Below are 13,809 nucleotides of genomic sequence, written 5' to 3'. Positions count from 1 at the left end.
CGTTTGTATAACAAGGAACCGGCCATGGCAACGCTACGCGACACTTTCGACAACATCGACCCCCTCGACGGCTGGTCGCTCCCCGCCTGGACCTACAGCGACCCCGAATTCCACGCGGTCGAGGTCGAGCGCATCTTCCGCCCGAGCTGGCAGGTCGTCTGCCACGACAGCGACATCCCCAACGCCGGCGACTGGCACAGCATCGACTATGTCGGCGAAAGCGTCATCGTCGTCCGCGGCACCGACGGTGCGGTGCGCGCCTTCACCAACGTTTGCCGCCACCGCGGCTCGCGTCTCGTCGACGGCACCGCGGGCTGCGCGAAAAAGCTGGTCTGCCCCTATCACGCCTGGACATACGAACTCGACGGCCGCCTGACAGGCGTCCCCGACAGCGCGAGCTACCCGGCGCTCGACAAGGGAAAGGCGGGGCTCGTTCCGGTCGAAGCGGAGAGTTGGCGCGGCTTCTGGTTCGTCCGCCTCGACGACGATGGCGGCCCGTCGGTCGCGCAGATGATGGCGCCCTATGAGGCGATGGTCGAACCCTATCGCTTCGAGGAGCTCGGCGCGCTCGGCCGCGTCACGCTGCGCCCGCGCGAGGTGAACTGGAAGAATGTCGGCGACAATTATTCGGACGGCCTCCACATCCCCGTCGCGCACCCCGGCCTCACGCGCCTGTTCGGCAAAAGCTATGGTGTCGAGGCCGAGGAACGCGTCGACCGCATGTGGGGCGACCTGATCGACCGGCCGTCGGCGAACTGGTCCGAACGCATGTACCAGCGCCTGCTGCCGTCCGTCCCGCATCTCCCCGCCGACAAGCAGCGCCACTGGCTCTATTTCAAGCTCTGGCCCAATGTCGCCTTCGACATTTATCCCGACCAGGTCGACTTCATGCAGTGGCTGCCGACCGGTCCGACGAGTTGCCTGATCCGCGAGATTTCATACGTCCTTCCCGATGAACGCCGCGAGATGAGGGCGGCACGCTATCTGAACTGGCGCATCAACCGCCAGGTCAATGCCGAGGACACCGCGCTGATCACCCGCGTTCAGCAGGGCATGGCGTCGAAAAGCTTTTCGATGGGTCCGCTCAGCGACAAGGAAGTCTGTCTCAAGCATTTCTGCGCGCGGATGCGCGACATCATTCCCGAAGCGCGACACGAACACGCGCCCGCGGTCGGTTGGAGCAAATAATGACCAAAGCCTATGACGCGCTGATCATCGGCGCCGGCCACAACGGCCTCGTCTGCGCCTTTTACCTCGCGCGCGCGGGGCTGAAGGTGCGCATCGTCGAGGCGCGCGATGTCGTCGGCGGTGCCGCGGTGACCGAGGAGTTCGCGCCGGGGTTCCGCAACTCGGTCGCGAGTTACACGGTCAGCCTGCTCCAGCCCAAGGTCATCGCTGACATGCGCCTCGCCGATCACGGCTATCGCGTGATCGAGCGGCCGATCAGCAATTTCCTTCCGCAGGAGGATGGCGGCTATCTGAAGCTCGGCGGTGGGCTCGAACGCACGCAGGCCGAGTTCCGCAAGTTCAGCGCGCGCGATGCCGAGGCGCTGCCCGCTTATTATGACGCGCTCGAAAATGTCGCCGAACTGCTTCGCGACCTCGCGCTCCGCGTCCCACCCAATGTCGGCGAGGGGCTGCGTACGCTGGTCGACGGCGTGCGGCAGGGGCGCCGCTTCGCGGGGCTCAGCGTCGAGCAACAACGCGATGTGCTCGACCTCTTCACCAAGTCGGCGCGCGCCATGCTCGACAGTTGGTTCGAGAGCGAGGCGGTCAAGGCGGCTTTCGGCTTCGACGCGGTCGTCGGCAATTATGCGAGCCCCGACACGCCGGGCAGCGCCTATGTCCTCCTCCACCATGTCTTCGGTGAGGTGAACGGCAAGAAGGGCGCGTGGGGGCACAGCGTCGGCGGGATGGGCGCCATCACGCAGATCATGGCGAAGGTGTGCCGCGATGCCGGAGTCGAGATCAGCCTCGAAAGCCCGGTCGCGAAGGTGCTGGTCGACGGCGGCAAGGCCGTTGGCGTCAAGCTTGCCAGCGGCGAGGAGATCGCCGCCGCGCGCGTTGTCGCCAATGTCGGTCCGAAGCTGCTCTATGAGCGGATGATGGACGCCGCCGACCTCCCACGAGACTTTGCGCGGCGCATGAAGGGATTCAAGGCGGGCAGCGGGACCTTCCGCATGAATGTCGCGCTCAGCGAATTGCCGCGCTTCACCTGCCTGCCCGAACCCGGCGAGCATCACCAGTCGGGGATCATCATCGCGCCGACGCTCGACTATATGGACCGCGCCTTCCTCGACGCGAAGCGCGACGGCTGGTCGAAAGCGCCGATCGTCGAAATGCTGATCCCCTCGACGATCGACGACAGCCTGGCGCCCGAGGGGTGCCATGTCGCGAGCCTCTTTTGCCAGCAGTTCGCACCCGAATTGCCCGACGGGCGCGACTGGGACGATGAGGAGGAAGCCGCGGCCGACACGATCATCGGCACCGTCGAACGCTATGCCCCCGGCTTCCGCGCGAGCATCGTCGCGCAGACCCGCCTCAGCCCCAAGGGGCTGGAGCGCAAGTTCGGCCTCGTCGGCGGCGACATCATGCACGGCAATATGACGCTCGACCAGCTCTGGTCGGCGCGCCCCGTGCTCGGCCACGGCGGCTATCGCGGGCCGGTCAAGGGCCTCTATATGTGCGGTGCGGGCACGCACCCCGGCGGCGGCGTCACCGGTGGACCGGGGCATAATGCCGCCCAAGTCATCATCCGCGACCGGGGGCTATTCGCGCCCAAGTGGCGGTGAACCGAAGCCGATTGCTTGCGGCATCGATGGGCGTGCTGCACGCTCTTGCCGCAAGCGTGCGATCAGCTCTGCGTCATCGATGTCACCCAGAAAGCGGCGCTGGCGGGCCACGACCGCAAAGTCGCCAAGCGTAAGCCCGCCCAACCGGTCAAGCGTATCGGGCGCGGCGCGGCCAAAGAAATGACCGAACGCCAGCCGCGCGCGCGCCGCGTCGAGCGGACGCATTTCGACCTTGAATACGAAACGCCGCGCCGAAGCCGGGTCAAGCTTTGCCGAATGGTTGGTCGCCGCTGCGAAAGGGAGCGGATGGCACTCCATCCACGTCAACAGCTCGTTGACTTGCGACACTTCCCAGCTCTGCGTTGCACCGCCGCGGTCCGCCAGCAGCGAATCGACCTCGTCAAAGAACAGCATCGCGCCTTGCTGCTTGGCTTTGGCAAAGGCGGCTGCGATCCGCTGCTCGGTCTCGCCGATCCATTTCGACATGAGATCGGACGCGCGCTTGACGTGCAGAGGGCGCCCGAGACGCCGAGCAAGGGCATGGACGGCCTCGCTCTTCCCTGTGCCTGGCGGGCCGGTCAACAAGAGCGAGAAGTCGCTTTCCTTGCTGCCGGCCAGCCGGTCGAACAGCAGCGGCAAGTCGGTATCGGCTGCCAGCAAGCGTTCGTCGAAAGCGCGCGGCGCATCGATGTCGACCTCCTGTCCGCGCATTGCGCTCAGCACCGATCCCGCGAAGCGATGGGCGCTCGTCGCTTCTCCAGCGAGCGCCGCTGCGCGAACCGCAACGCGAAAGAGTGACGCGGTTTCCGGAGCGTTGGCCGCGAGAACGCCAAGCGCGGGGTCGACCGCGACATTCTCTTCGGTGCTGACGCGCTCAAGCATTGCCGGACTATGCGCCCGGCCCGGGAAATCCATCCGGATCGTCAAGCTGATGCGGCGCAGGATCGCCGGGTCGGCTTCGCCGATGGCGTTCGATGTCCAGATCACCGGGACGATATTGTCCTCCAGCAACCTGTTCACGAACAGCTTCGATCCCGCGCGGTCGCGAATTTGCCCGCCGGCGTCGATGCGCGCATTGCCGAGCAGATCCTCCATCTCGTCGAACAACAGCAGGGCGCCTCCCCGCTGCTCCAGCGTTCGCAGGGCGAGCCGCAGCGCCGCCACGCGATCACCGCGTGTCGGTTCTTCGCCGTCGTCGTCGGCCTCGCCAACAGCGTGAAGCGGTGCGCCCGCGCTAGCTGCGATCGTCCGCGCGAGTTCGGTCTTGCCGGTGCCGGGCGGTCCGTGGATCAGGACATTGATTCCGCGCGCGCCGGATTCGAGCGCGCCGCGGAGCAGGGCGATTGCCAGTTCGGCGTCGCGCTTCTGCACCGGAAAATCGGCGATCTGGTGCCGCGCCGGTTGGCGCGGGCCGAGCAGCTCCTCCAGCAGGTCGGCATGTTGTCCCGGCCGGGCGTCGAGCAACCGCTCGAACGCCCAGCGAAGGCCGAGCTGCGGCGTTCCGTCCTTTGCGCCCCATCGCGCCACCAGGTCGAGGCGCACGACCTCTGCGCGGTGGATCGCGTGCGGCGCGATGCCGGTTACGGCGCTCGCGAGTGTCTCGATGTCGAGCTTCTCGTTCTCCACAAGCTGCCCCAGGCTTCGCGAGAGCGGAGCCCGGTCGAGCGCCGTTACAAACAACAGCAAGGCGCGCTCCTCCGGCGGCAGCGCGAGCGCATCGGCAAGGCGGTTGGCCTGGATGAGGTTCAGATCCTCGCGTGCCGCCGGTAGCATTTCGGACGCGATCGGCGGGTCAGCGAGCAAGGTCGCGCGGTTCACCATCTTCGGGCTATCAAATCCAAGCGGCGTGGCGCGCGCGCGGACCCAGCCGAGCAAGGCTCGACCAGTTTTGCTTTGACCCGGATGTTCCGTGGCGATGGCGCGTGCCAGCGCGCGCGCGCAATGGCTGTCGTGCAACATGAATATCTGCCTGCGACCGGCGGACGCGCGGCGACCGTCGGAAAAGGGGGATGATGGTGGTTTGATAAATGCGGCAGCGCCCGTGGCGTGCCGCGTCAGGAATAACGCGCTACGACAGCGGGCGGATGCCGCAGGGTTTCAAGCCCTGATGAATTCGGCGATCCAACACTTTGCGTCTCCAAAAAAGCCCGAGTCCGGGTGGTGGGCGCGGCGGATAGGCGATTTCACCTGAAGGCGCAAGTGCTCAGTGGGCAGGGGCCGGGCGCGCAGCGGTGTGGCGCGTCCACCAGTAAAGCGGCAGACCTGCCGCCATCAGCACGATGCTCAGCGCGCTCACTCCGATGCCAGCGCCCCACAGCGTCCATAGCGCATAGGTCAGGCCGATCAGCGCGACAGGGATGGCGACGCGCAGGCGTAGCGCCGCGCCAGCGCACGCGAGGTAGAGCCAGAGCGTCACCGATGTCGAGAGGATCGCCATGAAGGTGAACATCTCGCTCGTCGATTTATTCGCGTTGAGGATGACGCAGGCGGTGGCGATCATGCTCGAGAGGAGCAGCGCCGTGGCGGGCGTGCCGTGGCGGTTCGTTCGCGCGAACCACGCCGGAAGCAAACCCTGCCGCGCGAGCGTTGCGGGAAGCTCGGCCTGAATCAGCGTCCAGCCGTTGAGCGTCCCGAGGGCGCTCACTGCGGCGAAGGCGGCGACGAGCAGTGCGGGTTCGCGCGCCCAATAGGTTTCGACGAAGAGCGAGAAGGGCGCGTCGGACTGGGCGACCGCGGCCGCAGGAAGCATCAGCGCGATCGCCGAACAGACGATCAGATAGAGGATGCCCGTCGCGAGCGTGCCGATCATCGTCGCGCGCGGGATGGTGACGCGTGGAGTGTCGACCTTGTCGGCGGCGACGCTCGCCGATTCGAACCCCAACAGCGCCCACAGCGTCAGGATTGCCGAGCCGCTGACCGCGGCGAAGGATAAGCCCTCGGCGGGAAATGGGGTGACTGCCACGGGCTCGGCGCGCCCAAACGCCACGGGGATCAGAATGATGACCGCGACCAGCGGGACGAGCTTGATCAGCAACGTCGCGAGTTGGAAGCGCCCCGCCGCGCGCGCGCCGCGCCAGTTGATCGCGGTGACCAGCCAGATCAGCGCAATCGTCGACAGCACGAGATGCTGGCTCAATGCGGGAACAAAGATGCTGAGGAAGCTGACCGACGCGACCGCAAGCGTGACGTTCGCGGTCCATACCGAAACCCAATAGGCCCAGCCGATCATGAAACTGGGAATGCGCCCAAAGGCACGCTCGACGAATCCCGTCGGCCCGCCTGCATCGGGGAAAGCGACGGTGAGCCGTGCGAGGACGAATGCCAACGCAAGTGCGCCGCCGATCGTGATTGCCCAGCCGGCAACGCCGTTCCAGCCAAAAGGGGCCAGACTGGCCGGGAGCAGGAACACGCCCGACCCGATCATATTGCCCATTACCAGCGCAATCGCCATCGCGAGGCCGAGCTTGCGCCCGGACCCCGCGACCGGCGAATTTGCGGTCAGCGGATCAGAAATCCTTCGATACCTTGATCCCGATCAGGCGTGGACGGATGATATTGTCGTAAAAGACGCCGCCGGTGTTGCTGCCGCCGAACGGATCGCCGCAGATCGACTCGCCGCACTGGACCGAGCTGTTGATCACGCCGTTGCTGTTGAACAAATTGGTCGCGAACAGCTCGCTGCTCCACCCTTCGCCCTTCAGCCCGACGCTGACATCGGCGGTCGTGTAAGCGTCGAAGTTGCCGACGATGCCATTTTCGAAGGTGCGAAGGTCCGAACGGCGCTGGCCGACATGGTTCACGGCGAATTGGACATGGGCGTCCATCGACCCGACGGGCCATTCATAGCGTGCGACGGCGTTGCCCTTGAACTTGGGCGTGACGGGGAGGCGCGTTCCGGCAGGCGCGAGTATGTCGTTCGTCTGCCCCGGCGGGTCGATCGAGCAGTCAAATTGCGGGTTCGCGATCACGCAAAAGTCACGCCGGATCGTCGCGTCATTATAGCTGCCGCCGAGGTTGAGCGAGAAGCCACCCTGGCGATAGCCGATGTCGATCTCGACCCCGCGAATCCGTGCAATGCCTGCGCTGCGGATTTCAGTGAGGCCGTTTTCGCCGAGGAAGGACAGCTGGATGTCGTTCCAATCCTCCTGATAGATCGCGCCGTTGAAGCGAACCGGGCCGAAGTTGGTTTTCCACCCGATCTCGTAATTGTCGAGCGTGTCGGGGCCATAGGGCGGCAGGGTGCCGCGCCGATTGATCCCGCCCGGACGGAAGCCGCGCGACCATGTCGCATAGACGAGCGCGTCGTCGTTGATCTTGTAGTTGAGGTTGAGTTTGTGGATGAAGTCGGTGTCTTTGGTCCGTTTGTCGAGGTTGGTGCACGGCGATCCGGGAACCTGCGCGGGACCGAAGCAGGCCGCTTCGCCCGTGCGGCTCGAGAAACCGGCCGAATAGCCGAAGAAGCCGACGAGGCTGTTGTCGAACCGATAGAGGCGGCCGCCGCCGGTCAGCGTCAGCTGGTCGGTGATGTCGAAGCTGATTTCGCCGAACGCCGCATAGTCGCGGTCGATACGCAGCTGTTTTGTCAGCCAGATGTTGCTCGGCGTGCCGGTGACGGTGATCGAATCGGCAATATCGTCGATGATGTAATTTTGCTCGATATTGTGGGCCTGCCGCTGCCAGAAAAGCCCGCCGATGAAGCGGATGCGTGCGTCGGCGGGTGAGGCGATGCGGATCTCGCCGAAGCTGCGCTTATAGCGATCGACGCCCTGGATATATTGGTTCGGGCTGACGAGGTCACCGTTATTGTCGTAGAAATAGGCGCCATAGCCGTAGAGCGCGTCATAGAAATAGGCATAGTCCGAATAATCGCTCTCGGTCGTCGTCTTGCGCCGCAAATGGCCGCCGGTCGCGGTCAGGTCCCAGTTGCCGATCTTGCCCTCGATCGTCAGCGCCGCCTGAATCCATTTATCCTTGCTGTCCTCGGGATTATACTGGACCGTCTGGAGCTTGCGCGTGACCGCGGTCGAGCGTTCCTGTGCGAAACTGCCGTGCGCTTCCTGGACCTGTCCCATGATCGTCGGACGGATCGTCCAGTCGTCGTCGAGGTCGATGCCGAGCGCGAGACGCGCGCCATAGGTGTCGACGTCGTTGTAATTTTTCTCGACGAAGGCGGCATTGTCCTGCGTTGCCGCCGCCGTGCCCTGATCGGCCTCGAGCGAGGGATAGACGCGCGATCCGGCGATATTGTCGATATAGCCGCCATCGTGCCGGTACCAGCCGACGAGGCGCAGCGCCGCACGCTCGCCGAGTGGAGCGTTGATAAAGCCTTCGGCGACGCCGCCGATGTCGCCGCGCGCGACGCTGTTGAGTTCGAGGCCGATCGAGCCATAGGTGCCGCTGGTGTCGGGCTTGTTGGTGACGAGCTTGATCGTCCCCGCCATCGAGCTTGCGCCGTAGAGCGTGCCCTGCGGCCCGGCGAGCGCCTCAACGCGCTGCAAGTCATAGGTGTGAATGTCGAGCGCGCCCTGAATCGTCGTGATCGGCATTTCGTCGAGATAGGTGCCGACCGTTGGCAGCGACGCCGAGTGGTTGGCATTCTCGCCCGATGCGACGCCGCGGAAATAGACCTGGCTGAACCCCGGGGCGAGCGTCTGAACCGTCACCGACGGCAGGAATTTGACGACGTCCTGGAATTCCTTGACCTGCAGTTCGCTGAGCCGCTCGTTGCCGATCGCTGTGATGGCGAGCGGCACGTCCTGCAGATTTTCTTCGCGCTTCGATGCCGTAACGACGATGTCGTCGTCGCCGCGGCTGCTCGACTGCTGCGCCAGCGCGGTTCCCGACGTGCACAGGATCGTGCTGCCGAGCAATATCGTGCTGCTCTTGGCCAGCAATTTGGTGACGTTTCGCATGAGACCCCCTCAGATGACATCTATGTGACGAAGAATGACGCAGCGCAGCGCAAGCGCAAGCTTTGTTCGTCGCTACGCCTGACCATTGGTCGAAAAATTCGCCGCCTGTTGCCCAAAGGCAACGAAGTGCCGCGCGAACCGACCAGATTCAGCCGAAATTCGCAGGCGCGGAGGGGTAGGCGGCAAGAACCGGACCCAGGGCATCCTTGAGCGGGCCGAGCCACGCGTCATAGGGGCGCCATTGATCGACGCCGTCGCGATTGATCGGGCGGCGCACCTGCTCGCTCGAGGCGGTGCGGACCGCGCGCGCGTTGGCGTGAAAGGAAAGGCACGCCTCCTCGAACGGCTGGTCGAGGAACGACAGGAGCGCGCGCACTTCGCCTTCCGGGTCGGCGAGCAATTCCTCGTGGATCACGCGATGGACGCGGCCGGGTTGGACCGCGTCGATATGGGCCATCAGCCGCACATAGTCGCGGTAATAGGCGCCCATGTCGGACAGACGATAGCTGAACGCCTGCCCCTTGGCGAAATGCTGACGAAAGTTCGACCAGCAGCAATCGAGCGGGTGTCGCCGCGCGTCGATGATGCGCGCATTGGGCAGGATCAGGCGGATGAGCGGGACGTAGAGCCAATTGTTCGGAAGCTTGTCGATATAGAATGGCTTGCCGGTCTTGCGCTGGACCGCGGTGGCCCGAAGGAAATTCGCCCCGAGTTCGGCGATTTTTTCGCGCGGCGCGGCGGCGAGTGCTTCGACCCAGCGGCGGCCCTCGTCGTGCGTCGCGCGGCCGAGACCGAGCGCGAGCGCAGGGATGTCGGGAAGCTCCATCGTTCCCTCGATTGCCGAATGGCTCGCCAAAATTTGCTCGACGAGCGTCGATCCGGCGCGCGGCATGCCGAGGATGAAGACAGGGTCGGGCGCCGGATCGCCCCAGTCGGTACGCTCGGCAAAGAAACCGGACGTGAAGGTGGCGATAGCGGCGTCGACGATCGCGCGCGTTTCGTCGGCGCGATAGTCGAGTTGTGCCGCGCGGATCGCATTGCCGGCCGCATAGTGGCGAAAGGCGGCGTCATGTTCTTCGGCATCGTCATAGGCTTTACCGAGCGCGAAATGGAGGTGCAGCCGGTCGTCGTCGCGCGCTCCGCCGCCGTCTTCGGCGTCGCGTTCGGCTGCGCTAAGCGCGGCTTCCATCGCGGCGCGGTCGGCGGGATCGAAGCGGATCGTCTTCAGATTGGCGAGGCTCCACCAGATTTCGCCGAGCCCTGGATCATTCGCAATGGCGCGACGATAGGCGGCGATGCTGTCGTCCTGCCGCCCGACGGTCTTGAGCATATGGCCATAGCTCATCCACAGCTTTGCATGTTCGGGGAAGCGCTCGGTCAATTGCCCGTACAGCGCAATGGCTTCGTCATAACCGCCGATGCGGCCAAGCGCCGCGGCCTTCAGATTGGCGTGCGCGGGATTGTCGGGATCGTCGCCGATCACCGCATCGAGCGCCGCGACAGCGTCGGCGTAGCGGTTCTGCTTGTAATAGACGGTCGCCAGATTCGCGCGCGCCGCGCCGAAACCGGGCGCGAGTTCAAGCGCGCGGCCGAGCAGCTTTTCGGCATCGCCATAGCGGCCGATGCGCCCCGCCACTTCGGCGAGCATGCGGATCGCGGCGACGTCGGTCGCGTCCTCCTTCAGGCGCGCGCGCAGCGCTGCCTCGGCATCGGGAAGCCGGTTTTCGGAAAGCGCGAGCGCCGCATCGACCATGGCCCCGTCATGGATCGTCGCACCGACCGCGGCGAGCGAGGCATCCTGCGCCTCCGTCTCGCGCCCCAGCGCGCGTAGCGCATGCGCGGCGATCCGGTGCGCCGCCGCCGAGGTCGGCACAATGTCGAGAATGGCACGCGCTTGCGCCAACGCCGCGACCGGATCGCCGTTCAGCAACTGTCGGGCGTGGGCGAGCGCCTCGTCATGGGTGACGGTGGCCACGCTGCGCTCAGCCCTTGGCCCGCGCCTTTGCGACCGCCTGTCGCAGCGCATCATATCCGACTTGCCCCTGGAACATTTCGTCGCCGATGACCCAGCTTGGCGTCGCGTTGAGCCGGAGCTGCGTGGCGATGGCGAGATTGCTGTCGAGTTCGCGTTGGAACAGCGCTTCGTTCGCGGTGGCATCGGCGCTGCCGTCGGTCACGACGCCGGCTTTTTCCGCCGCCGCCGCAATTGCAGCGGGCTCGAGCGAGCTTGCTGCGAACATCGCATGGTGGAAGGCGTCATATTTGCCCTGCCGCGCCGCCGCCAGCGCCATCAGTGCGGCGTCGCGGCTCTGCGGCGCGATGATCGGCAACTCGCGGAACACGACCTTGAGCCGCTTGTCCTCGCGCAGCAGCCGGTCGATGTCGGGAACGCTTGCGCGGCAGAAGCCGCAGGCATAGTCGGTGAACACGACCATCGTGACGTCGCCGTCGGCATTGCCCGCCCAGGCACCGGCATAGGGTTTTTCGAGCGCGGGACGGATCGAATCGATCGCCTGCGCTATCTCGCGGTCGCGCTGCGCCTCGAGCGCTTCGGGGATGATCTGCGGATTGGCGCGGATATAGTCGGCGACAACCGCCTCGACCTCCGCCTTGTTCATTCCGCCGCCGAAACGGCCGCCGAGCCAGAATGTCGCGGCAAGTAGCGCGACAGTCCCGGCGGCCAATGCCCAGAGCGGCATGGGAAAAGCGGTGTGCCCCTCGCGACCGCGCGGTGGGGGGCGGTCCGGCGGGCTGCGATCGTCCGGCGCCGATGCCGATATGGACGGCGCCGCGGACGCCTCGGCCGCTTTGGCACGGGGCGGCGGCGTCGGTGCCAGCGGCAGATCGGGCTCGCCCGCGAACAGCGGCAGGTCGGGGGCGCTTGCCTTCGTCGCGGCCGTCTTTGCGGCCTTTTCTTCGCGCGCGAGCAATTGTTCGAGCCCGGATGGTGGCGGACCGTCGGGCTCGCTCCGCGGGGCAGGGCGCATCCGCGCCGCCGCCTCGCCCAGACCTTCCTTGCCCGAACGCGCGACCTCGCCGATACCCGTGCGTGCCTTTTCCGCCGCCTGCCCCACACCGCGGCCCATCGCCGCCGACGCCTGCGTGATCCTGCTGCCAAGGTCGAGCTTGCGCCAGCCCTTGGCCGTCGTGGCCGCCGCCGTGCTTGCCGCGGTCGCGGCCGTGCGCGCCGCGGCGCGCGCTGCTGCTGCGGTGGCCGCGCCGCTGCGCGCCGCGAGCAGGTGCGTGCGCCGGGGAATTTCCAATGCCTCGACCCGCGCCGGAATGTCGGCGCGCGCGCCGAGGTCGATTGTCCAGTCGGCAAAGCCCTGCGCGCCGCGACGAACGCGATTCCAGATCGCGCCGGCGTCGACGCGCGGACGCGCGGCGCGCGGCGGTGCAGGGTCGGGGGCATCGCGTTCGAGCGGATAGCGCGCAAGGTCGATGCCGAGCGGCGGGCTTGCCTGGGGCTTGGCAAGTCCTTCGTCACCGCGTCCGGCTGCCGGCGGCGCTTCGCCCGGCATCGGGTCGCGCAGCCACGGCTGGTAATAATCGTCTTTCCTGTCGGTCACTTGTCGCCCTTATGCACCATCGCCGCGACGGCCCCCGCTTCGCATGTGCCCGAACCTAGCGCCGTTTGCGCGTCCGTTCCACCTCGGCGCGTGCCACGAGCGAAATATCCTGAGCGCGAATCCAGTCGGGTGTCCCTTGCGGCAGGCCCTGCATCGCCATTTCGGCATTACGCAGCGCGAGCGGCGCCTGTCCACCCATCAGCTGGAAGCGCTCCGCCGAAGCGAGCGCCGCGCGCGGTTGATCGCCCTTGTTCGCATAGACGATGCCGAGCTGATACCAGGCAAAGGGATTTTGATTGTCGAGCGCGACCGCGGTCTTGAGCACCTTTTCGGCCTCGGCGAAATTGGCGGGGTCTTCGGTCGCGATCAGTGCATGGCCGAGCGTCGCGGCGATGAGCGGCTGCGCGCGCGAATTGGCGACGGCCTTGCGCAGCGGCGCAATCGCGTCCTTGGGTCGCCCCGATTCGAGCAGCACTTGCCCTTCGAGCTCGAGGAAATAGGGATCTTCGGCGTCGATGGCGAGCAGCCCCTCGACCTCTGCCAGTGCCTTTTGCGGATAGGCGCTCTTGTGCCAGGCATAAGCGCGGGCGTAGCGCGCCGGAATGCTCGTATTGCTTTCGGGGAATTTGCGGAGCGTCCGCTCGGGCTCGGCGGTGAAGCCTGAAAGCTTTGCCTTGATACGCTGGAAGCGGCGCTCGATGTCGGGATCGGCGGGTTTTTCCCACGCGGGATCGACGACATAGACTTCGCGCAGCGTCTGGATGCGGTCGCCCGACATCGGGTGCGTGCGACCATAGACCTGGTCGTCGTCCTGCCTGATCCCGTAGCGAAATTCGAGATTCTGGAGCTTCTTGAAAAAGGCGAGGCTGCCGCGCCCGCTGATTCCGGCGGTCGAGAGATATTGCGCCCCGGCGGCATCGGCGGTCGATTCCTGCACGCGCGAAAAGGCGAGGAACTTTCCGAGCGCGGCCTGTTGCCCCGCCATCATGATCCCCATGCCCGCCTCGGCACCGCCCGCAGCGATTGCTGCCGCTCCCAGCAACATGCTGAGCAGTGAAATGCCCGTTGCGGTCTTGGCGCCGTCGTTCACGCGGATCGCATGGCCGCCCATGATGTGCCCGAGTTCGTGCGCAAGCACGCCCTGCACCTCTTCGGCGCTGTCGGCCGCCTCGATCAGGCCGCTGAAGACATAGATGTCCTGACTTCCGGCGACGAAGGCATTGATGCTCGAATCGCCGAGGAGGTGGACGCGAACCTGCCCCCGCTGGAGCCCTGCTGCAACGACGAGCGGGTCCATCATGTCCTGGAACAGCGCCTCGGTTTCGGCGTCGCGCAGGATCGATTGGGCAAGCGCCGGACGCGCCGCAAGGGCGACCACCGCGGCGACGGTCAGCAGGACCCGGATGACGGCGCGCCAGGTGCCATATTGCGGCGCGCGAAGCGATGGGACGGACTTCATCGCCCCCCGTCTTGCGCCGCGCGCCTGAACCTCAACTGAAGCCATAGGGGCTTTGTGGGGTTCGGGGCGCGTGGACG

At 66.0% G+C, this 13,809-nt stretch carries 8 protein-coding genes; 2 read left to right on the top strand and 6 right to left on the bottom strand.

All coding sequences use genetic code 11. The features are described from left to right. Nucleotides 1–24 precede the first annotated feature (24 nt). Entirely contained in the window at nucleotides 25–1,188 is a 1,164-nt protein-coding gene (locus tag JI743_RS10550) for an aromatic ring-hydroxylating oxygenase subunit alpha (protein ID WP_201928265.1), read from the top strand. Beyond that, nucleotides 1,188–2,792: a phytoene desaturase family protein gene (locus JI743_RS10545; protein WP_201928264.1), complete on the top strand. Its 1,605-nt coding sequence runs from the start codon at nucleotides 1,188–1,190 to the stop codon at nucleotides 2,790–2,792. Before JI743_RS10550 ends, JI743_RS10545 begins: the two co-directional genes overlap by 1 nt. On the opposite strand, the gene JI743_RS10540 is transcribed toward JI743_RS10545, so the two are convergent. The 6 genes from JI743_RS10540 to JI743_RS10515 form a co-directional block, all read right to left on the bottom strand. After that, nucleotides 2,769–4,610 carry an AAA family ATPase gene (locus tag JI743_RS10540; protein WP_201928263.1) on the bottom strand — a complete coding sequence of 614 codons (1,842 nt, stop codon included), beginning with the start codon at nucleotides 4,608–4,610 and terminating at the stop codon, nucleotides 2,769–2,771. The two genes, JI743_RS10545 and JI743_RS10540, sit on opposite strands and share 24 nt — an antisense overlap. Nucleotides 4,611–4,995: 385 nt before the next feature. Beyond that, nucleotides 4,996–6,243 (bottom strand): amino acid permease, encoded by a 1,248-nt coding sequence (locus JI743_RS10535; protein WP_201928262.1) that lies wholly within the window; start codon nucleotides 6,241–6,243, stop codon nucleotides 4,996–4,998. A gap of 55 nt (nucleotides 6,244–6,298) precedes the next feature. Next, a complete protein-coding gene (locus tag JI743_RS10530; RefSeq protein ID WP_201928261.1) occupies nucleotides 6,299–8,704 on the bottom strand; it encodes a TonB-dependent receptor in 2,406 nt (801 codons plus the stop codon). Nucleotides 8,705–8,852: 148 nt separating this feature from the next. Continuing rightward, a complete protein-coding gene (locus JI743_RS10525) occupies nucleotides 8,853–10,679 on the bottom strand; it encodes a sulfotransferase (RefSeq protein ID WP_201928260.1) in 1,827 nt (608 codons plus the stop codon). Nucleotides 10,680–10,686: 7 nt separating this feature from the next. Then, nucleotides 10,687–12,273, bottom strand: coding sequence for a DsbA family protein (locus JI743_RS10520; RefSeq protein ID WP_201928259.1), 1,587 nt, complete (start codon nucleotides 12,271–12,273; stop codon nucleotides 10,687–10,689). A gap of 55 nt (nucleotides 12,274–12,328) precedes the next feature. Then, entirely contained in the window at nucleotides 12,329–13,732 is a 1,404-nt protein-coding gene (locus JI743_RS10515; RefSeq protein ID WP_201928258.1) for a M48 family metalloprotease, read from the bottom strand. Nucleotides 13,733–13,809 lie beyond the last annotated feature (77 nt).

The organism is Sphingopyxis jiangsuensis (assembly GCF_016734905.1).
In the GTDB taxonomy this organism is placed as follows: Bacteria; Pseudomonadota; Alphaproteobacteria; order Sphingomonadales; family Sphingomonadaceae; genus Sphingopyxis; species Sphingopyxis jiangsuensis.
Note: the sequence above shows the minus strand (reverse complement) of the source record. Positions and strands in the feature narration are given on the sequence as shown.